Annotated in this window: 21 protein-coding genes; 10 read left to right on the top strand and 11 right to left on the bottom strand. The window is 73.8% G+C overall.

The annotated features are described in order from the left end of the window. The first annotated feature begins 103 nt into the window (after nt 1-103). Complete coding sequence (locus ACLQ2R_RS25925; RefSeq protein WP_425963187.1) at nt 104-1132, top strand: FecCD family ABC transporter permease; 1029 nt, start codon at nt 104-106, stop codon at nt 1130-1132. A 48-nt stretch (nt 1133-1180) separates the two neighbouring features. Here the strand turns inward: ACLQ2R_RS25925 and ACLQ2R_RS25920 are convergent, their stop codons facing one another. Together ACLQ2R_RS25920 and ACLQ2R_RS25915 are read right to left on the bottom strand one after the other, a co-directional pair. Next, complete coding sequence (locus ACLQ2R_RS25920; RefSeq protein ID WP_425963186.1) at nt 1181-2017, bottom strand: SGNH/GDSL hydrolase family protein; 837 nt, start codon at nt 2015-2017, stop codon at nt 1181-1183. Then, nucleotides 2004-2573, bottom strand: a complete 570-nt coding sequence (locus ACLQ2R_RS25915) for a PadR family transcriptional regulator (protein ID WP_425963184.1) — start codon at nt 2571-2573, stop codon at nt 2004-2006. Before ACLQ2R_RS25915 ends, ACLQ2R_RS25920 begins: the two co-directional genes overlap by 14 nt. An 86-nt stretch (nt 2574-2659) precedes the next feature. Here ACLQ2R_RS25915 and ACLQ2R_RS25910 point away from each other — a divergent pair, with 86 nt between their 5' ends. After that, the gene (locus ACLQ2R_RS25910) at nt 2660-3091 is read left to right on the top strand and encodes a nuclear transport factor 2 family protein (RefSeq protein ID WP_425963183.1); all 432 of its coding nucleotides are present in this window, start codon (nt 2660-2662) and stop codon (nt 3089-3091) included. A gap of 58 nt (nt 3092-3149) precedes the next feature. On the opposite strand, the gene ACLQ2R_RS25905 is transcribed toward ACLQ2R_RS25910, so the two are convergent. Further along, nucleotides 3150-4364, bottom strand: a complete 1215-nt coding sequence (locus tag ACLQ2R_RS25905) for a M20/M25/M40 family metallo-hydrolase (RefSeq protein WP_425963182.1) — start codon at nt 4362-4364, stop codon at nt 3150-3152. Nucleotides 4365-4501: 137 nt separating this feature from the next. On the opposite strand from ACLQ2R_RS25905, the gene ACLQ2R_RS25900 reads away from it, so the two are divergent. The 4 genes from ACLQ2R_RS25900 to ACLQ2R_RS25885 all read left to right on the top strand — a co-directional run bounded on the left by ACLQ2R_RS25900 (nt 4502) and on the right by ACLQ2R_RS25885 (nt 7248). Next, complete coding sequence (locus ACLQ2R_RS25900; RefSeq protein WP_425963181.1) at nt 4502-4960, top strand: Lrp/AsnC family transcriptional regulator; 459 nt, start codon at nt 4502-4504, stop codon at nt 4958-4960. Nucleotides 4961-5021: 61 nt separating this feature from the next. Further along, nucleotides 5022-6059, top strand: a complete 1038-nt coding sequence (locus tag ACLQ2R_RS25895; RefSeq protein WP_425963180.1) for an aldo/keto reductase — start codon at nt 5022-5024, stop codon at nt 6057-6059. Between the two features lie 11 nt (nt 6060-6070). Further along, nucleotides 6071-6652, top strand: coding sequence for a TetR/AcrR family transcriptional regulator (locus ACLQ2R_RS25890; protein WP_425963179.1), 582 nt, complete (start codon nt 6071-6073; stop codon nt 6650-6652). A 128-nt stretch (nt 6653-6780) separates the two neighbouring features. After that, nucleotides 6781-7248: a GNAT family N-acetyltransferase gene (locus ACLQ2R_RS25885; protein ID WP_425963178.1), complete on the top strand. Its 468-nt coding sequence runs from the start codon at nt 6781-6783 to the stop codon at nt 7246-7248. 62 nt (nt 7249-7310) lie between these two features. On the opposite strand, the gene ACLQ2R_RS25880 is transcribed toward ACLQ2R_RS25885, so the two are convergent. The 3 genes from ACLQ2R_RS25880 to ACLQ2R_RS25870 form a co-directional block, all read right to left on the bottom strand. Continuing rightward, a complete protein-coding gene (locus ACLQ2R_RS25880) occupies nt 7311-7622 on the bottom strand; it encodes a DUF6204 family protein (RefSeq protein ID WP_425963177.1) in 312 nt (103 codons plus the stop codon). Further along, the gene (locus ACLQ2R_RS25875) at nt 7619-8260 is read right to left on the bottom strand and encodes a TetR/AcrR family transcriptional regulator (RefSeq protein ID WP_425963176.1); all 642 of its coding nucleotides are present in this window, start codon (nt 8258-8260) and stop codon (nt 7619-7621) included. Before ACLQ2R_RS25875 ends, ACLQ2R_RS25880 begins: the two co-directional genes overlap by 4 nt. Before the next feature lie 85 nt (nt 8261-8345). Then, nucleotides 8346-9290, bottom strand: a complete 945-nt coding sequence (locus ACLQ2R_RS25870; protein WP_425963175.1) for an AraC family transcriptional regulator N-terminal domain-containing protein — start codon at nt 9288-9290, stop codon at nt 8346-8348. Between the two features lie 87 nt (nt 9291-9377). Here ACLQ2R_RS25870 and ACLQ2R_RS25865 point away from each other — a divergent pair, with 87 nt between their 5' ends. Further along, nucleotides 9378-10385 carry an aldo/keto reductase gene (locus ACLQ2R_RS25865; RefSeq protein ID WP_425963174.1) on the top strand — a complete coding sequence of 336 codons (1008 nt, stop codon included), beginning with the start codon at nt 9378-9380 and terminating at the stop codon, nt 10383-10385. Nucleotides 10386-10508: 123 nt separating this feature from the next. On the opposite strand, the gene ACLQ2R_RS25860 is transcribed toward ACLQ2R_RS25865, so the two are convergent. Together ACLQ2R_RS25860 and ACLQ2R_RS25855 are read right to left on the bottom strand one after the other, a co-directional pair. After that, nucleotides 10509-11417 carry a class I SAM-dependent methyltransferase gene (locus ACLQ2R_RS25860; RefSeq protein WP_425963173.1) on the bottom strand — a complete coding sequence of 303 codons (909 nt, stop codon included), beginning with the start codon at nt 11415-11417 and terminating at the stop codon, nt 10509-10511. Beyond that, nucleotides 11414-11710 carry a hypothetical protein gene (locus tag ACLQ2R_RS25855; protein WP_386240624.1) on the bottom strand — a complete coding sequence of 99 codons (297 nt, stop codon included), beginning with the start codon at nt 11708-11710 and terminating at the stop codon, nt 11414-11416. Before ACLQ2R_RS25855 ends, ACLQ2R_RS25860 begins: the two co-directional genes overlap by 4 nt. A 61-nt stretch (nt 11711-11771) precedes the next feature. Here ACLQ2R_RS25855 and ACLQ2R_RS25850 point away from each other — a divergent pair, with 61 nt between their 5' ends. Beyond that, nucleotides 11772-12407, top strand: coding sequence for a TetR/AcrR family transcriptional regulator (locus ACLQ2R_RS25850; protein ID WP_425963172.1), 636 nt, complete (start codon nt 11772-11774; stop codon nt 12405-12407). 260 nt (nt 12408-12667) lie between these two features. Next, a complete protein-coding gene (locus ACLQ2R_RS25845; RefSeq protein WP_425963171.1) occupies nt 12668-13513 on the top strand; it encodes an SAM-dependent methyltransferase in 846 nt (281 codons plus the stop codon). Between the two features lie 122 nt (nt 13514-13635). On the opposite strand, the gene ACLQ2R_RS25840 is transcribed toward ACLQ2R_RS25845, so the two are convergent. After that, nucleotides 13636-15084 carry an alpha/beta hydrolase gene (locus ACLQ2R_RS25840; protein ID WP_425963170.1) on the bottom strand — a complete coding sequence of 483 codons (1449 nt, stop codon included), beginning with the start codon at nt 15082-15084 and terminating at the stop codon, nt 13636-13638. Nucleotides 15085-15578: 494 nt separating this feature from the next. Between ACLQ2R_RS25840 and ACLQ2R_RS25835 the strand changes: the two genes are divergently transcribed. Further along, complete coding sequence (locus tag ACLQ2R_RS25835; protein ID WP_425963169.1) at nt 15579-16220, top strand: HAD family hydrolase; 642 nt, start codon at nt 15579-15581, stop codon at nt 16218-16220. Nucleotides 16221-16428: 208 nt separating this feature from the next. Here the strand turns inward: ACLQ2R_RS25835 and ACLQ2R_RS25830 are convergent, their stop codons facing one another. Together ACLQ2R_RS25830 and ACLQ2R_RS25825 are read right to left on the bottom strand one after the other, a co-directional pair. Continuing rightward, entirely contained in the window at nt 16429-17709 is a 1281-nt protein-coding gene (locus ACLQ2R_RS25830) for a pectate lyase (protein ID WP_425963168.1), read from the bottom strand. A 302-nt stretch (nt 17710-18011) separates the two neighbouring features. Further along, nucleotides 18012-18491: ricin-type beta-trefoil lectin domain protein (locus ACLQ2R_RS25825; protein WP_425963167.1), on the bottom strand; the 480-nt coding region annotated here is incomplete at its 5' end.

The raw sequence follows: 18491 nt of genomic DNA, 5'->3' as shown, positions 1-18491 counted from the left end.
AACCGGCGTTCCCCCGGCACCCCTCACCTCGCGTGACCCCGCGCCCTCACCGGAGTCCCCGCGCAGGCCCGCGCCGCCGGAGGGGCGGGCCCCCGCGGGGAGCGTGACGCTGCGCACCCGGGGCGGGCGGATCGCGCTGCGCTGGGACCGACGCACGGTCGCGGTCTGCCTGGGGCTGCTCGCCGTGCTCGCCGCCGCCGCCGTGGTCGCGATCGGCACCGGGACCTACGAGATCGTCCCGGCCGACGTGCTCCGTACGCTCCTGGGTGAGGGCACCCGCGCGCAGGAGTTCGCGGTGCAGACCCTCCGCCTGCCCCGGGTGCTGACCGCGCTGCTGGCCGGGGCCGCCCTGGGGGCCGCGGGCGCCGTCTTCCAGAGCCTGTCGCGCAACCCGCTGGGCAGCCCCGACATCGTCGGGTTCACCACCGGCGCCTCCACCGGCGCGCTGATCCAGATCATCGTGCTGGGCGGCGGCATGGTCGCCGTCGCGACCGGCGCGCTGCTCGGCGGGCTCGCCACCTCGCTCGTGGTCTACCTGCTGGCCTTCCGGGGAGGCGTCGAGGGCTACCGGCTGATCCTGGTCGGCATCGCCGTCAACGGCGGCCTGGTGGCGGCCAACACCTACCTCGTCGCCCGCGCCGAGTTCGCCGACGCCCACATCGCGGTCACCTGGATGACCGGCAACCTCAACGGCCGCTCGTGGGAGCACGTGTGGCTGCTCCTGCTCACCCTCGTGCCGCTGATGGCGTGGACGCTGTGGCTGGGCGGCCGCCTGCGCATGATGGAGATGGGCGACGAGGCCGCCGTCTCCCTGGGCGTGCGCGTCGAGCGCTCCAAGCTCGCCCTGATGCTGGCCGGGGTCGCGCTGACCGCCATGGCCACGGTCGCGGGCGGCCCCATCCCGTTCGTCGCGCTGGCCGCGCCGCAGCTCGCCCGCAGGCTCACCGGCGCCACCGGGCCGGGGCCGATGGCCTCCGCCCTCATGGGGGCGACGCTCCTGCTCGTCTGCGACCTGGCGGCGCAACGCGTGATCGAGCCGTCCCAGCTTCCCGTCGGCGTGATGACGGGCTCCCTGGGCGGCACCTACCTGGTGTGGCTGCTGCTGCACGAGTGGAGGCGGTCACGGGGGTGACGGGGGTGACGTGCCCGTCCGGGCTGGCCCCGGGCGAAGGTGCCCCCGTCAGGGGTGGCGCGTGCCGGTCCGGTTCTCCCCCCCGCCCTGCGCGCGGGGTTCCTGGACGGGCAGGAACGGCGCGAGGTCCGGGCGTTTGGCCATGCGGCCGTCGCCGGAGGAGCGGCCGCGCAGGCGCCTGCCGAGCCAGGGGCCCAGGAAGGTCCTCGCCCAGCGGAGTTCGTGGACGGTGGCGTCCCACCGGGACAGGGCGGCCGGCGGCGCGGGCAGGGGATGCGTCCAGGAGTCGCTGCTGCCGGGCAGGTCGAGCGCGTGGGCGATGGCCGCGGCGATCCGCTCGTGTCCCAGGGGGGTGGCGTGCAGGCGGTCGACGGTCCACAGCCTCGGGTCGACGACGACCGGGTGGTAGGCGGCCTCGGCGACGACGACGCCGTGGCGGCGGGCCGCGGCGCGGATGTGGTGGTTGAGGGCGGCGACGCGGGGGGACAGCGGCCGGGCCACCGGGATGATCCGGGTGATGTCGGGGAAGGTGACGGTCGCCACGCGGGCGCCCTGCGCGGTGAGGGCCGCGAACATCGCCTCCAGGTGGGCGCCGACCTCGTCGGCGTCGAAGCGGGGCCGCAGCATGTCGTTGACCCCGGCGACGACGGTGGCGAGGTCGGGCCGCAGGGCGAGGGCGGCGGGGAGCTGCCCGGCGCGGACCTGGGCGGCGAGGTGCCCGCGTACGGCGAGGTTGGCGTAGAGGAGACCGGGGGCGTCGGCGGCCAGGTGCTCGGCGAGCCGGTCGGCGCATCCGCGCAGGCCGGCGACCTCGTCGCCGTCGCCGAGTCCTTCGGTCTGGCTGTCGCCCAGGGCGACGTAGCGCGGGGGCTCAGCGGGGGACACGGGCGGCCCGCCTCTCCCGCAGGACGGCCGCGGTCCGGTGGCACCAGTCCCGGTTGCCCTGTTCGAAGGCCAGGCCGCGCAGGCAGGTCAGGTAGGGGCCGACGCGGTCGCCGTGACGCAGGAAGTCCTCCTCGTCCCTGTCGCCGCGCATCCGCCGCAGGAGCCCGCCGAAGAGCTCGATCTTGGCGTCGGCGAGGGCGGCCCGTTCGAGGAGCCGCCCGACGAGCTCGCCGGGGTCGAGGTGGTCGGCGGCCTGGACCTTGACGAGGAGGTCGTCGCGGATGAAAGACGGCCTGTCGGCGGTCGCCGCGAACCGGGTCAGCTCGGCGAGACCGGCCTCGGTGACGGTGAACAGGCGCTTGGTGGGACGGGTGTCCTGGACGACCTCCCGGCCCGAGACCAGCCCCTCCCGCTCCAGCCCGGCCAGTTCGGCGTAGAGCTGCTGGGGGAGGGCGTGCCAGAAGTTGGCCACGCCGACGTCGAAGGCCTTGGCGAGCTGGTATCCGCTGAGCTCCTCGTTCAGGAGCGCCGCCAGCACGGCGTGCCGTAGCGCCATCGGTGCCTTCCTCCCTCTGTCCTGCGAACGCCTGTCATGATACTCAAATATATGACTAATCAGATTATTGAGTAAGGAAGTGTCCCATGGGAAGTGCAGACCGGTTCCGGGCCGCCGTCGAGCAGGGCGATCTCCCCGCGCTGGCGGCGCAGTTCACCGGGGACGTCCGTCTTCACAGCCCGGTGACGTTCACCCCCTTCGAGGGGCCGGACGCGGTCCTGGGGCTGTTCGGCGTCCTGCTGCGCGTCTTCGAGGACTTCCGCTACGTCGGGTCCCTGGAGGGCTTCGCCGAGACCGGCACGGACGGTGCCGAGGCCCCGTCGGCCGTGCTGCTGTTCCGCGCCGTCGCGGGCGGCAGGCAGATCCACGGCATGGACCTGCTCCAGTTCGACGAGGCCGGGCTGATCAAGGAGATCACGGTCATGGTACGACCCCGGTCCGCGGTCCACGCCCTGGGGGAGGCGGTGCTCGCCGGCCTCGTCGCCGACGGCCTCGTCCCGGCCCCGGCCGATCGCTGAGACGGCCGTCCGGCCCGGCCGGGTCCTCCCCGCCGCGTCCCCGTTCCGTTCCGTTCCGTCAGGGCAGCATGTCGGCGGCGTAGAGGGCGTGGACGGCGGCGCAGCGGCGCACGGCGGCCTCGTCGACGTACTCGCCGGGGCCGTGGGAGACCTCCAGCAGGCCGGGGCCGTGGCCGAAGGCGGGGATGCCGAGCTGGGCGTACCAGCGGGTCTCCAGGATGCCCGGGCACGTCTCGAACCGGGCCGGCGCGCCGTGCACCTCGCCGACGACGCGGCCGAGCGCGACCGCGGCGGGGTGGTCCCGCGGGGTCGCGGCGGGGGGCTGTGACTGGGTGACGCGGACGGAGACCTCGGCGTCGATCTCGCGGGCGGCGTCCTCGACGAGGCGGGTCAGGCGCCCGAGCTCGGCGCCGAGGTCCTCCTCGGGGTTGTAGCGGCCGTCGACGGTGAAGAAGGCCGAGCCGGGAACGACGTTGAAGGAGGCGCCGCTGCCGGACAGGCCGCCGACGACGATCATGCTGCCGCGGGCGTCCTCGGCGTTCATGGGGAAGGCGGTGTGCCGGCCGGCCATCTCGGCGGCGTGGCGTTCGAGCGGGCGGGCGACGTGCAGCATGCGCAGGAAGGCGTTGACGCCGCGGTCGGCCTGCCCGACGTGGGCCTCGCGGCCCCGGACCTCCACGCGCAGGGACAGGGCGCCGCGGGCGGCGTTCCAGACGGCGCCGCCGCTGGGCTCGGCGGTGATCATCGCCAGGGCGGCCGGGTCGACGAGCCCGGCGTCGCGCAGGTGGCCGGCGCCCGCGACGCTGCCGGTCTCCTCGTCGCAGACCAGGTGGACGACGATCCGCCCGGTGCCGAGCAGGCCGAGCTCCCGGGCCGCGGCGGCGCCGTAGAGCATGGCGACGATGCCGCCCTTCATGTCCGCCGTGCCCCGGCCGACGATCCTCCCGTCCCGGCGCAGGGGGGTGAACTGGTCGCGGCTCTGGGCGGGCACCACGTCGAAGTGGCCGTGGAAGTACACCAGCGGGTCACCGCCGCCGGCCGTGCCGCGCACGACGCAGGGCTCGTCGAGGCGGCCGGACGGGTCGGGGACGCCGATGATCTCCGGGGACAGGCCGAGGCCGTCCATCGCCTCGTGCAGGACCCGGGCGCAGCGGCCCAGCGCGCGTCCCGGGGGATTCTCGGAGTCGACGGCCACCAGGCGCTCCAGGAGACGGGCCATCTCGTCGGCTCGTTCGTCGAGCCAGCTCTCGACCCGTGCGGCGCGGTTCGTCAAGACGTCGCCTCTCGCGTGCTCCGGCCCGCCGTGCGGAGCCACGCCGGGGGACCGGCGCGGATGAGCGGGGATGTGCGAGTAATTATAGGCCGGAACAGACCTCATATGATTTCCAATTCGACCTCTACGATGCCCATATGGGAAACGAAAACATCATGGACGCCATTGACAGGGACATTTTAGTTCACCTGCGCCGGGACGGCCGGTTGACCAACGTCGAGCTGGCCAGGCGGGTGGGGCTCACCCCGCCCCCGTGCCTGCGCCGGGTGCGGCGCCTGGAGGAGGCGGGCGTCATCACCGGCTACCGGGCCGTCGTCGACCACCAGGTCCTCGGTGCCGGGCTGGAGGTCATCGTCTCGATCGAGGTGAGCGTGAGCGACCTGAGGACGCTGGAGGAGCTGGAGCGGACCATCGCCGCCTACGAGGAGGTCGTCGAGTTCCGCCGCCTGTTCGCCACCCCCGACTACCACCTGCGGGTCCTGGTCGCCGACTACGCCGCCTACGAGAGGTTCCAGACCGAGAAGATCATCGGCATTCCCGGTGTGGCGCGGGTGATCTCCCAGCCCACCATGAAGAAGATCAAGGTCCTCGACTGATCTCGCCCTAGGTGGAGTTACAGAATTTGAAATCTGTAAGTCGTAACTGTACGGTCGGGGTATGACGACACGAACACTCGGCAGGAACGGCCTCACCAGCGCGCCGATCGGGCTCGGCTGCATGGGCATGTCCGACTTCTACGGCCCGGCGGACGAGACCGAGAGCATCGCGACCATCCACGCCGCCGTCGACGCCGGGGTGACCCTGCTCGACACCGGCGACTTCTACGGCATGGGCGCCAACGAGCTGCTCATCCGGGACGCGCTGCGCGCCCGGCCCGGCGACCGGGACAAGGTCGACATCAGCGTCAAGTTCGGCAGCCTGCGCGGGCCCGACGGGGCATGGATCGGCTTCGACTCGCGCCCGGTCGCGGTGCGCACCTTCGTCGCCTACTCGCTCAAGCGGCTGGGCACCGACCACATCGACGTCTACCGGCCGGCCAGGCTCGACCCGGACGTGCCGATCGAGGAGACGGTGGGTGCGATCGGTGAGCTGGTCACCGCCGGGTACGTGCGCCACATCGGCCTGTCCGAGGTCGGCGCGGAGACCCTCCGGCGCGCGGCGGCGACGCACCCGATCGCCGACCTGCAGATCGAGTACTCGCTGCTGTCGCGCGGCATCGAGGCCGAGATCCTGCCCGTCTGCCGGGAGCTGGGCATCGGCGTCACCGCGTACGGGGTGCTGGCCCGGGGCCTGATCGGCGGGCACTGGTCCAGGGAGCGGCAGACCGCCGCCGACGACTTCCGCGCGCACAGCCCGCGCCACACCGGCGCGAACCTCGACGCCAACCTGGCGCTGACCGAGCGGCTGCGCGCGATCGCCGAGGAGCGCGGGGTGTCGGTGGCGCAGATCGCGATCGCCTGGGTGCTCGCGCAGGGCGGCGACGGCGGCGACGGCGGCGACGGCGGCGACGGCGGCGACATCGTGGCGCTGGTCGGCGCGCGGCGCCGGGACCGGCTCGCCGAGGCGCTCGGCGCGACGGAGGTGTCCCTGTCCGCCGAGGACCTCGCGCGGATCGAGCGGGCGGTGCCGCCCGGCGCCGCGGCCGGCGACCGCTACCAGTCGGCGCAGATGGCGGCGCTCGACAGCGAACGCTAGGGTTGCCTGCCATGCCCGACCACGCGCTCACCCCGGAGCGGATCGTCGCCGCCGCCGAGGAGACGCTGCGCCGGTTCGGGCCGGCCAAGGCGACCGTCGTCGACGTGGCGCGGACGCTCGGCGTGAGCCACGCCGCGGTCTACCGGCACTTCCCGAGCAAGACCGCGCTGCGCGAGGCGGTGACGAGTGCCTGGCTGGCCGGCGTACGGCAGCCCCTGGAGGAGGTGCGGACCGGTTCCGGCCGCCCGGCCGCGCCGCTCCTGCGGGAGTGGCTGACGGTGCTGGCGCACCAGAAGCGCGAGCGCGCCCTGCGCGATCCTGAGCTGTTCGCCACCTACGTGGCGCTGGTGGGAGAGTCGAGCGGCGCGGTGGAGGCGCACGTCTCCGAGCTTCTCGCCGACCTGACCGCCATCATCGCCGCGGGGGCCGGGCAGGGGGCCTTCCGGGTCCCGGACGCGGCCGCGGCGGCCCGCGCGGTGCTCACCGCGACGAGCCCGTTCCACAATCCCGCGCACGCCGGTGACTGGAGCAGGCCGTCCTTCGAGCGCGACCTGCAGGACGTGCTCGACATCATCCTGCGGGGGCTGTCCTGAACGGCAGGCGGCGACGACACGAACGACGGCGACGACACGAACGAGGGCGGCCATGCTGATCAGGGCGGCGCGGGCGGACAGGGGGCGGGCATGCTGATCAGGGCGGCGCGGGCGGACGGGGAGCGGGCATGCTGATCAGGGCGGCGCGACCGGCCGAGGCCGGATCGCTGAGCGAGCTGGCGATCCGCTCCAAGGGTCACTGGGGGTACGACGAGGCGTTCATGGCGGCCTGCCGGGACGAGCTGTCCGTCGCGGCGTCGGAGGTCGCGAGGCTGCGGGCCACGGTGGCCGAGCACGACGGCCGCGTCCTGGGGTTCGCCACGCTGGAGGGGGACCCGCCGGAGGGGTGCCTGGGCATGCTCTTCGTCGAACCGGACGCGATCGGCCGGGGCGTCGGCCGCCTCCTGTTCGAGCACGCCGTCGCCACGGCGGCCGATCTCGGCTTCGAGCGGCTCACCATCGACGCGGACCCGAACGCCGAGCCGTTCTACCTCGCCATGGGCGCCACCCGGATCGGCGCGACCCCGTCCGGCTCGATCCCCGGACGGGTGCTCCCGCTGCTCGCGGTCACCGTCGCGGACCGGCGGGCACGGTAGCGAACCACCGGGCGGGACCCGGCCGGACCCGGCCGGACCCGGCGGGACCGGTGGTGACGGGGTCACCGGGGAGCCTGACCCTTCCGGCGGATCTTGATGTCGCGCATGTCCGTCACCGCCACCCGCAGGATCCGGTACGGGTACCCGTACGCCTCCAGCGCCGCCACGGCCCGCCCGGTCACGCCTCCCTCGTCGTCGTCCTTCTCCGGGCGCACCTGGCAGCGGAAGGTGAACGACGAGAGGCTGGAGTCGCAGGTGAAGGTGCCCGCCTCGGTGAAGCCGCCCGGCAGCGGGCCGGCCCCGGCCGACAGGCGGGCGCGGCCGTCGTCGCCCAGCCCGTCGAACGTTCCGCTGATCAGAACCCTGAACATCATCGATCCTCTCGGGTGGCGTAGGTGAGGACGGTCTCGCCGAGCAGGTCCTCGACGACGTCGAGGAGGCGCAGCACCGCCGTGGCGATCGTCTCCGGGCTCTCCCCGGCCGTGGTGCGCCGGCCGATCTCGGCGAAGACCAGCGAGTGGGCCAGGCCGATCTGGGCGGCCACCACCCGGGGCAGCGGGTCGCCGGGGCCGGTGCCGGTCTCCTCGGCGAGCACGGCCTCCAGGGCGGCGGTCATCTGCCGGCCGAGGTCGTCCAGCCGGGCGGTCAGCGTGGGGGCGGCCCGCATCATCTCGTAGACCCGGCCGAACCCGTCGGTCAGGCCCAGCGCGCGGTCGCGGCGGCGGACCATCTCACGCAGGCGGTCCAGCACGGCGCGGGCGGCGGACTCGCCGGGGCCGCGCCGCCGGACGATGTCGGCGAGCCGCTCCTCGGCCGTCCGCTGCGGGTCCAGGACCAGGTCCTCCTTGGCCTGGACGTAGTTGTAGAGGGTGTTCACCGAGACCTCCGCCGCGGCGGCGACCTCCGCGATCGTGACGTGGTCGAAGCCACGCTCCACGAACAGGCCGAGGGCCACGTCGTGGAGGCGCTGCCGCGTCCGGCGTTTCTTCTGCTCCCGGAGTCCTTCGGTCATGGGCAGAAGGTTAAGTGGACTGCAAATCCGAAGTCCACTGCATTTTTGCAGTGGACTTCGGTTTTCCGGGTCGTACGCGCCGCCCCTACGCGGGCAGGGCGTTCGTGAGGCGCTCGCGCAGGCGGGCCGCGTCCTGGGCGGGAGGCAGGCCGTAACGGCGCCGGTACTCGCGGCTGAACTGCGTCGCGCTCGCGTACCCGACCGTCTCGGCCACCAGGGCCGCGGTGGTGTCACCGGTGACCAGCAACCGCCGCGCCTCCCGCAGCCGCAGGTCCTTCTGGAACCGCAGCGGGCTCATGCCGGTCGCGGTCCTGAAGTGCCGGTACAGCGTGGCCGCGCTCATGTGCGCCACCGCCGCGACCGACTCGACGGTGATCGGCTCGGCGTAGTGCGCGCAGATCCACCCGGTCGCCGCGCTCACCCGGGCGGCGGCCGAGCCGACCGGCGCCAGCCCGCGCAGGGTGGGGCCGAGGGGGCTGCCGAGCAGCCGGTAGAGGATCTCGCTCTCGATCCCGGCGGCCAGCGGGCGGATGTCGTCCGGGGTGTCGAGCAGCCTCACCCACCGGGTGACCGCGTCGACGAGCTCCGGCGTCATCGGCGCGATGATCTGTCCACCAGGCCCACCAGGCCCACCAGACCCACCAGGCGCGCCCGGCCCGCCCGGCCCGCCCGGCCCGCCCGGCCCGCCCGGCGCGACCGGGCCCGCCTCCTCCAGCTCCAGCAGCAGGCCGGCGAGGGCCCGGCCGTCGAGCCGCAGCACCGCCGCGCGGTACGGCGTCCGCTCGAACACGGCGGTGACCGGAACGTGCAGCGAGCTCAGCATCATCTCGCCGCTCCCGGCCACCCGGCTGCGGTCGCCGGTGACGGTGCGCTTGGCGCCTCCGGCGATGAAACAGATCATCGGCTCGTACAGCAGCTCGACGGGGTCGAGGGGCTCGTCGATCGTGACCAGCGTGAGATGGGGCACCGTGCTCTCGGCCCACAGGCCGTCGCTGTGCCGTGCGATCGCCGCCGCGAGCTCGTCCGGCATGCCACGCTCCTTCGGTGAGAGGATCGGGCAATACTATGCGGTCCTGGCCTCATGACCTGCGGGGGGCGCGTCCCTACGGTGGGGAGCATGACACAGCACGAGCAGGACCTTCCGAAGCGCGCGCTCGGCACCCAGGGACTGGAGGTCGGCGCGATCGGCCTCGGCACGATGGGCATGACCATGGCCTACGGCGCCCCCGACGAGGAGGGCGGGATCGCCGCCATCCGCCGGGCGTACGAGCTGGGCGTCACCTTCTACGACACCGCCGAGCTGTACGGCATGGGCACCGGCAGCAACGAGCGGCTGCTCGGCCGCGCCGTCAGGGACTTCCGCGACGACGTCGTGATCGCCACCAAGTTCGGCTTCGACCTGAGCGACCCGCGGAACGTGGGGGCGGCGCTGGACAGCCGGCCGGAGCACATCCGCGAGGTCACCGAGAACAGCCTGCGCCACCTCGGCACCGACCGCATCGACGTGCTCTACCAGCATCGCGTCGACCCGGACGTGCCGATCGAGGACGTGGCGGGAACGGTCGGCGAGCTGATCGCCGAGGGCAAGGTGCGCTACCTCGGGCTCAGCGAGGCGGGCCCCGACGTCATCCGCCGCGCCCACGCCGTCCACCCGGTGTCGGTGCTGCAGACCGAGTACTCGGTGTTCGAACGCGCCGTCGAGGCCGACGTGCTGCCGGCCGTACGCGAGCTGGGCATCGGGTTCGTGCCGTACTCGCCCCTGGGCCGGGGGTTCCTCACCGACGCGGTGCGGCCGGCCGCCGACTACCCCGCGGACGACATGCGCAGCTGGGACGACCGCTGGCAGCCCGGCAACTACGAGAGGAACCTGGCCGCCGTCGGCGAGCTGACCGCGCTCGCGCGGGACAGGGGGATCACGGTCACGCAACTGGCGCTGGCGTGGCTGCTGGCCCAGGGCGACGACATCGTGCCGATCCCGGGCACCCGCAGCGCGCGGCGCGTCGCCGAGAACGCCGCGGCGGCGCACGTCACGCTCACCCCGCAGGACCTCGCCCGCGTCAAGGAGATCCTGCCGCGCGGCGGGGCCGGATCCCGGTATCCGGAGGCGATGATGCCGTCCTGGTGACGCCGGGCCCCGCCCCCGTCCGGGGCGTACCCGGCGCCTTTCCGGCGGGCGAGGACCGGCCGACGCCGCCGTCGCGGGTCGACGGCGGCACCCGGGTGCCGCCGGCCGTGCCGTTGCCGTGGGTCAGGCGGTGCCGGCCGGAGCCACGGCGGTGACGAGCCATATCCCGGCCGGCAGCCGGTAACCCGCCGCGGGCCCGGTGGGCTCCGGGGGTCCGGTGGGCTCCGGGGGCTCGCGGAAGCGGGCCAGGAGCTTGATCACCCCGGCGCGCGCGGCGGCCCGCCGCTCCGGTGCGGCCTCACGGTAGGCGGCCCCGGCGGGGCCGATCTCGATCAGCCACTCGGCCACGGCGCCGGGATCGCCGGGGGCGCGCAGGACGACGTCGTACGGCTCCACGCCGACGGCGTCGAAACCGGCCCCGGTCAGGACGCGCGTCACCCGCCCGGGGTCGGCGAACGCGAACGGGCCCGGCTCGTCGCCGACGGGCATCGGCGGCAGCGGTCCCAGGTGCGGCGCGGCGCCGAGCAGCACCGCGTGCATCCAGGGGGTGGCCGCACCGTCGCGGAAGACGGTGGCGGCCAGGCGCCCGCCCGGCCGCAGCGCCCGCCGGATCGCGGAGCAGGCGGCGACCGGATCGGCCGCCAGCATGAGGGCCATCCGGGAGTAGGCCGCGTCGAAGGGGGCTCCCTGCACGGCTTCCGCGGTCTCGATGTCGGCGGCGGTGAAGCGCAGGCCGGGGTGGCGGTCGCCGGGGAACCGTGCGGCCGCGGCCTCCACCATGGAGGCGTCCAGGTCCAGGCCGACCACCGTGCCGGCCGGGCCCACCGCCCCGGCGAGCTCGGCGCTGGTGCCGCCGCATCCGCAGCCGACGTCGAGGATCCGCTCCCCGGGCCGGGGGCGCAGCCGGTCGAGCGCCACCGCGCCCAGCGGCCGGCCGTACTCGTCCTGACGGTCGGCGTGGCGTATCCAGCCCGGCGCGGCCCGCGCCCAGAACGTGGCGTTGCGGGCACGTACGCCCGCGAGGTCGCTCACGGGAAGGGCATCTCGGCGCCGTCGACCGTCACGGACCGGAAGCCCGCGGCCTTGCCCGCGTCGAACCCGTCCGCCTGGGCGGCCAGGCCGGCGGCGCGGATGAGCCGCTCGGACTGGAAGCGCCGGAACGCCTCCTCGTCCTGCCAGACGTTGATGATCCGCCAGCCGCCCTCGACCGGCCCGGCGACGTGGGCGAGCAGGCCCGGCGGGCGGTCCGGGCCCAGGTTGCGCTCCACCGAGCGGTACTCCTCCTCGGTCACGCCGGGCATCTCCTGCAGGACTCCGAACGGCACCTTGATCACTTCCTTATTGGTTAGAGTTACACTCTATCTAATAGAACCTTATACTGCGAGGGTGGACGGCAAGCGGGACTACCGGTCCCCGCGACGCCGGGAGCAGGCCCGGCAGACCCGGCGCGCGATCCTGGACGCGGCCGCCAGGCTCTTCGTCGACCCCGGCTACGCGTCCACCTCGCTGACCGCCGTCGCCGCCGAGGCGGGCGTGGCGGTCCAGACGATCTACGCGGCCTTCGGCGGCAAGCAGCGGCTGCTGTCCGAGCTCGTCGACGTCACCGTCGCCGGGGACGACGAGCCGGTCGCGCTGCCCGACCGGCCGTTCGCGGCCGAGATCCGGGCCCTGCCCGATCCGCGCGCCAAGCTCGCCCGCTACGCCCGGCACCTCACCGCCACGCACGCCCGCCAGGCCGACGTGATGATCGCGCTGGCCGGCGCGGCCACCGCCGACGCCGACGCCGCCCGCATCTGGGACAAGAACGTCGAGGACCGCAGGCGCGGCATGGCCATGTTCGCCGCCGAGCTCGTCGCCACCGGAGCCGTGCGCCCCGGCCACGACACCGGCAGCGTCGCCGACGTCCTGTGGCTGGCCATGGACGTGCGCAACTACGACTGGCTGGTACGCCGCCGCGGCTGGCCCGCCGAACGCTTCGAACGCTGGTACGTCGACACGGTCGCCGCCGCGGTGCTGGACTGATCCCCGGTGCGCCGGACCGCCCCCGGGTGCGCGTACCGTCGCCCGCACCACCCGGCCGGTACGCGCGGCGGGGCGGCCGTCGTTGACAGGCCGGTGACTTCTCGCGATCATGGAAGCGCCGTTCGGGGCCCCGCGCCAGAGGTGGAGCCGCACGGACATCGCGGTCGCCGTCCCGTCCAGGGGAGGAACGCGCTCGCCCGGTGGAGTGCAGGACCGGTGCGCCGCGCTCTCCCCGTCCCCTCACGGAAGAGCTGACATCAATGGATGACGAAAAGACGCCCCAGGCGTCCCCCGTCGACACCTCCGGCCCGGCGGTGCCCGGTCTCGATCCGAACGTCCCCAACGTCGCCCGCATCTACGACTACTACCTCGGCGGCAAGGACAACTTCGCCGCCGACCGGGCCAGGGCCGAGGAGATGATGCGCATACCCGGCACGGTGCAGGCGGCGAGGAACAACCGCGCCTTCCTGCGACGGGTCGTGCACATCCTGGCCGGCGAGGGCATACGGCAGTTCCTCGACATCGGCGCCGGCCTGCCCACCCAGGAGAACGTGCACCAGATCGCCGAGCGGGTCGACCCCGCCAGCCGCACCGTCTACGTGGACTTCGACCCCGTCGTGGCGGTCCACGCCCAGGCGCTGCTGGCCACGAACGACACCACGATCGCCCTCACCGGTGACGCGCGCGAGCCGGAGGGCATCTTCGGCAACCCCGAGCTGAGGGCTCACCTGGACCTGGAGAAGCCGGTCGCGGTGCTGCTGGTCGCCCTCACGCACTTCATGTCCGACGAGCAGGTCGAGAACCTCGTCGACCACGTGCGCCGCCAGGTGCCGCCGGGAAGTTACCTGGTGGTCACCCAGATGTTCCCCGGCGATCGCGCCGAGCTGGTCCGGAAGGCCGTCACCATCTACTCCGGGACCAACAGCGGGCCGCTGGTCGGACGTGACGCCAAGCAGATCGCGGCCTGGTTCGAGGGCATGGAGATGCTGGAGCCCGGCATCGTCCGGGTCGAGCGCTGGCGCCCCGCGCTGCAGGACAGCGAGGGGCTCCCGGAGGTCGACGAGGGGGCACCGGGCATCCTCGGAGCCGTCGGACGCGTTCTCTGACCCCTCCCCGGCGGGCGACCGGCCGCCGGACCACCTGCCGTACCGGGAGATGACGGGGCGATGTTCGAAGGCTCCGAGGCGGGAACGATCCAGGCCGGGGAGGCGCCGGGCGGCAGGGCACGTCAGGCGGCCGGGCAGACGGTTCCCGCCCGGGGGAGCCGGCCGGTGACCAGGTAGCGGTCGACGTGCTCCGTCGCGCAGTCCGACCTCATGTAGGCGGTGTGGCCCGTCCCGGCGTACGTCAGCAGGCCGGAGCCGCGGATGCGCGACGACAGGCTTCGCGCCCAGGCGAGCGGGGTCGCCGGGTCGTGGGCGGTGCCGACGACGAGGATCGGCGCGGTGCCGCGCACGTCCACCCGCCGCTGCGGGTTGGACGGGGGCACGGGCCAGCCGAGGCAGCCGGCCGTCATGTCCCAGAACTCCGAGGTGCCCCCCAGGTGGGGCGACAGCGCGCGGACCCGCTCCAGCCGGGCCCGCAGGTCCCGGTGGCCGCGGATCCGCGGGTCGAGGTCCAGGCACATGACGGACCGGTAGGCGGCGGTGCTCGCGGGGTCGTCGAGCACCTGCGCCCGCATCGAGGCGAAGATCGCGGCGTCGCCCTGCTCCGCCTGGACGATCCCCGCGGCCAGACCTCCGGCGTACTCGGGCATCGCCGTGAGGAAGGTGTAGGCCACGTGGCGGAGCTCCTCGGCGGTGATCGGCCGCCCGCCCTTCACCGGGACGGGCGCGCGCTCCGCTCCGGCGACGAGCCGGTCCCACACCCGCGCGACGTCCCTGCCGCGCAGGGGGCAGCTCGCCGTACGGTCGCACCAGGCGACGAACCCCTCGAACGAGTCCTCCACCGCCCTCGACGCGTCGGTGACCAGGCGGTGGGAGCTCATCCCGTGGTCGACCGCGCCGTCCAGCGCCATGGTGCGGACCCGGCCGGGGAAGAGACCGGCGTACTCGGTGCCGAGAATGGTGCCGTAGGACTTGCCGAGGAAGCTCACCTTCTCCTCGCCGAGCGCGGCCCGCACCGCGTCGAGGTCACGGGCGACGCTCACGGTGTCGATGTTCCCCAGCAGGGGACCGGTGGCGGCCAGGCAGCTCTCGCCCACCGCCCTGTTGTGCGCGACCAGCCTGTCGTACCCGGCCCGGGTGCGGGGGAACCGGCTCACCCCGGGGCCGTACACCGGCAGGCCGCAGCGCACGGCGCCGCTCTCGCCGACCCCGCGCGGGTCGACGCCGACGACGTCGAACCGCCGGCGCACGTCGTCCGAGAGGATCGCGGAAGGATAGTCGCGGACGACCAGCGCGGCCTGGCCGCCCGGACCGCCCGGGTTGTAGAGAAGGGTGCCGATCCGTGCCCCGGGATCGGTGGCCCTGCGCCGTACGACGGACAGTTCGATCCTCGGCCCGGCCGGGGCGGACCAGTCGAGCGGGACCTCGACCGTTCCGCACTCGGCTCCGGCCTGCTCGCCGCACTGCCGCCAGGAGATCGCGGGGCCGTCGGCGGACGCCGCCCCGCCGGCGGCCACGAACGGCAGGACCGCCGCGATCGCCAGGAGGGAGGCCGTGATGCTTCGTCTCATGGGACGTCATGATCGTGCGGCCGCCCGTTCCCGATCATCGGCCGAAAGTACGGCCGCCCGCGTTCCCCCTCGGCCGGAAGGACGGCGCGGGATCGCGACGTGCCGCACGGCGGCGGTCGCGGCGGGACATGATGGAGGGCGGGGGACACGGGGGTGAGGCGTGGTCCCGTCGCCCCGTTCACGGTGAACGGCCGTGCAGGACCGTGACGACGATCCGAACACGCTCAGAGGGGTTTCTCATGAGCCGCATGCCCGCCGGCCCGCCCATCTGATCCCTCGCGCGTCGCGTGTTCGCCGCCCTGGCCCTCCACGTGGTCAGGTTCACCGGGGTCCCGCGACGCCCCCGGTGCCATGGCGTAGGGTTGCCGGGGCGCCGGGTGGGGCCGTCGTGTCAGGCCGGGGCGTGTGTGCCGATCGGCCGGCGGGCGGGCCGTCCGCGCGCCTTTCCCGGCCCGCCGCGTCCGCCTCCGTGACGACATACCGAGGGAGTCCGCTTGAGGGAGCCCGTCCCGCCCGTCCTGGTCTTCGACCTGTTCGGGGTCATCGCCCGTCACCAGTCCCCGGAGAGCCTCGCGGCCATCGAGCGTGCCGCCGGCCTGTCGGGTCCGCGCCTGTGGCGGCCCTACTGGGACCTGCGGGCGCCCTACGACCGTGGCGACCAGCAGGGGCGGGAGTACTGGCGGACCGTGGCCCGCGCCGCGGAGACCGGTTTCGGCGACGACCAGATCGACGAGCTGATCGTCAGGGACCTGGAGAGCTGGAGCGAGGTCGACGAGGAGATGGTCGGCCTCGTCCGGGAGATGAGCGGTCGCACCAGGCTCGCCCTGCTGTCCAACCTCCCCTCGGACCTGGCCGCCCAGGTCGAGGGGCTTCACCACGCGTGGCTGGACGTGTTCGAGGTGCGCGCGTTCTCCTGCCGCATCGGCCACGCCAAGCCGGAGGCCGGGGCCTACACCTGGTGCCTGGAGAAGCTGGGCGTGCCCGCCTCGGACACGGTGTTCGTCGACGACAGGGCGGAGAACATCCACGCCGCCGAGCGGCTGGGCATGACCGGGCACCTCTTCACCACCCCGGACGACCTGCGCCGGGCGCTCGGGGAGACGTACCGGAACGGGACGCCGCGCGACGACGGCTGAGGCGGCGACCGGGACGGCGACGGCCGAAGCCGCGACGGCCCGATGGCGGGGAGAAGCGATGGCGACCGGGACGGCGGCGCCCGAAGCCGCGACGGCCCGGTGGCGGGGAGAAGCGGTGGGACGGGCGGAGCGGTGAAGCGGTACGGCCCGGCACCGCGGTGGCGGTGCCGGGCCGTACCCTCCCGTGAGGGGTTCCTACCGGGTGTGGCTACCGGTAGGTGATGTCGGACTCGGAGTAGCGGCAGTGCGTCCCGTCGGGGCCGGAGCCGATCTTGGTGGGCTCGCTGCCCTTGGGCACGCCCTTGTAGCGCTCACAGATCGTGGCGCTGCCGTAGACGGTGATCCGGCTGAAGCGCGCGGTGTCGCCCCAGTTGGAGTTGATCCCGGCCAGCAGCTTGGTGGACCGGGCGGTGATGCCGTCCATCACCACGTGGCGCTGGTAGGAGCTTGAGCAGTTGCCGCAGGCGCGGTAGAGCTTGCCCGAGCCGTGCACCTGGAAGTTGCGGATGGTCAGCGTGCCCGCGCCGTTGTGCTGGAAGACCTTGTCGGACCCGGACTTGGCGCCGCCGCCGTCCACCAGGTAGGTGGCCGAGGAGCTCGTGCCCTTGAACGTCGCGGCGTCCTCGCCGACGTCGTTCCACCAGACGTTGCGGATGGTGCAGGAGCCCTCGCAGTGGATGCCGTCACCGGCGGGCGCGTCGAGGATGACGTTCTGGATCGTGCCGCCGTTGGCCACGGTGAACATCGGGTCCTGGCCCTCGCCCTGGCCGCCGTCGCCGATGCCGTAGTAGCGCTTCATGCCGCCGTCGAAGAACGTCCCGGCGTTGCGGGTCGTCGGGGTGTGGACGTTGCCGGTGGACGAGGGCCAGGCGCCGCTGCCGTCACCGCCGGTGCCACCGGTGGGGGTCACGGTCGGAGTGGGGGTGGGCGTGGGGTCGGGGTCGGGGTTGCCGCCCCCGCCGGCGGGCGTCAGCGTCCACTGCTTGGTGGCCGCCGAGTCGCAGGAGTTCTGCTGCAGCAGGGCGCCCGACGAGGAGGAGTTGTCCTTGACGTTGAGGCACTTGCCGCCGTTGGCGTTGACGACCCGGTAGGTGCTGCCGGACGCGGTGAGCTGCCAGGTCTGCGAGGCGGCGCCGGTGCAGGACTCCTGCTGGACGGCCTTGCCCGCGCTGGTGGAGGCGTCGCGCACCCCGAGGCACTTGCCGCTGTGCGTCGCCGTCAGGCGGTAGCCGCTTCCCGAGGCCGCGAGGGTGAAGACCTGTCCCGCGGCATTGGAGCAGCCGGACTGGGCGAGCTGCACGCCGTCGCCGGTGCTCTGCCCGGGCACGGAGGCGCAGAGGCCGCTACCGCCGTTGACCAGCGTGTAGTTGCCGTTGGAGGGGGCCGCGGAGGCGGGGGTGCTGAGCACCGCCACCAGTCCGCCGGTCGTCATGATGCCGGCGGTCACCGTGATCGCCAGCCTGACGCCGAGTCTTCTTGCTTGTCGCACCTGGAGCTCCGTTCTGCAGCATCATGCGGACGAGGTGAGAAAACGTTTTCCGTTATCGGTAAGCGCTTTCCCACGCCGAATCGAAGCACATTGTTACGGCCGTGTGAAGTCCTTCCGTGCCCGCGGACGGGAAGGCACGGTGACGGCGACGGCCCGGAGGCGGGTCCACCACGGCAGAGGCGCACGTGATCGGAGGGGAGGAGCCCGCAGGGATCGCGCGGTGCGATGAAACTTTCACGGACCCCGCGCCGTGCGACGTCACGGGGTGCGGGAGCCGCGGCCCCCGCACCCCGGACGGACGACTACTGCCTGCGGAACGTCTGCGCCGCGGCGCCGTTGCAGTCCCACAGCCGCAGGCGGGTGCCGTTGGCGGTGGAGCCGTCGGGGGAGTCGAGGCAGCGGCCGGACTGGGGGTTGAGCAGGGTGCCGTTGCTCTGGGGCACCCACTGCTGGGCGCCGCCGCCGTTGCAGTCCCACAGCTGGAGCGGTGATCCGGCGGCGGTCGCGTTGCCGGTCACGTCCAGGCAGCGGCCCAGGGTGCGCAGCGCCCTGCCGTCCCAGGTCCAGTGCTGGTCGACGGCGTGGGGCTGGCAGTCCCACATCTGCACCGCGGCGCCGTTGCCGCCGACGTCGTCGGCGGCGACGTCCACGCACTTGCCGCCGGGGCCGTTGACGAACGCGGCCCCGGCGGAGCCGCCACCCAGCCGGAACGTCTGCGCCGCGGCGCCGTTGCAGTCCCACAGCCGCAGGCGGGTGCCGTTGGCGGTGGAGCCGTCGGGGGA

Source organism: Streptosporangium sp. DT93, from assembly GCF_049844535.1.
In the GTDB taxonomy this organism is placed as follows: domain Bacteria; phylum Actinomycetota; class Actinomycetes; order Streptosporangiales; family Streptosporangiaceae; genus Streptosporangium.
The sequence above is the reverse complement of the archived record's forward strand: the minus strand, read 5'-3'. Positions and strand labels throughout refer to the sequence as shown.

What these genes read in the sequence shown, in the direction of transcription:
- ACLQ2R_RS25915 (WP_425963184.1), bottom strand. Translation starts at nt 2,573, where the DNA reads ATGGCGCTACGGCACGCCGTGCTGGCGGCGCTCCTGAACGAGGAGCTC.
- ACLQ2R_RS25910 (WP_425963183.1), top strand. Translation starts at nt 2,660, where the DNA reads ATGGGAAGTGCAGACCGGTTCCGGGCCGCCGTCGAGCAGGGCGATCTC.
- ACLQ2R_RS25900 (WP_425963181.1), top strand. Translation starts at nt 4,502, where the DNA reads ATGGGAAACGAAAACATCATGGACGCCATTGACAGGGACATTTTAGTT.
- ACLQ2R_RS25895 (WP_425963180.1), top strand. Translation starts at nt 5,022, where the DNA reads ATGACGACACGAACACTCGGCAGGAACGGCCTCACCAGCGCGCCGATC.
- ACLQ2R_RS25890 (WP_425963179.1), top strand. Translation starts at nt 6,071, where the DNA reads ATGCCCGACCACGCGCTCACCCCGGAGCGGATCGTCGCCGCCGCCGAG.
- ACLQ2R_RS25885 (WP_425963178.1), top strand. Translation starts at nt 6,781, where the DNA reads ATGCTGATCAGGGCGGCGCGACCGGCCGAGGCCGGATCGCTGAGCGAG.
- ACLQ2R_RS25880 (WP_425963177.1), bottom strand. Translation starts at nt 7,622, where the DNA reads ATGATGTTCAGGGTTCTGATCAGCGGAACGTTCGACGGGCTGGGCGAC.
- ACLQ2R_RS25875 (WP_425963176.1), bottom strand. Translation starts at nt 8,260, where the DNA reads ATGACCGAAGGACTCCGGGAGCAGAAGAAACGCCGGACGCGGCAGCGC.
- ACLQ2R_RS25870 (WP_425963175.1), bottom strand. Translation starts at nt 9,290, where the DNA reads ATGCCGGACGAGCTCGCGGCGGCGATCGCACGGCACAGCGACGGCCTG.
- ACLQ2R_RS25865 (WP_425963174.1), top strand. Translation starts at nt 9,378, where the DNA reads ATGACACAGCACGAGCAGGACCTTCCGAAGCGCGCGCTCGGCACCCAG.
- ACLQ2R_RS25845 (WP_425963171.1), top strand. Translation starts at nt 12,668, where the DNA reads ATGGATGACGAAAAGACGCCCCAGGCGTCCCCCGTCGACACCTCCGGC.
- ACLQ2R_RS25840 (WP_425963170.1), bottom strand. Translation starts at nt 15,084, where the DNA reads ATGAGACGAAGCATCACGGCCTCCCTCCTGGCGATCGCGGCGGTCCTG.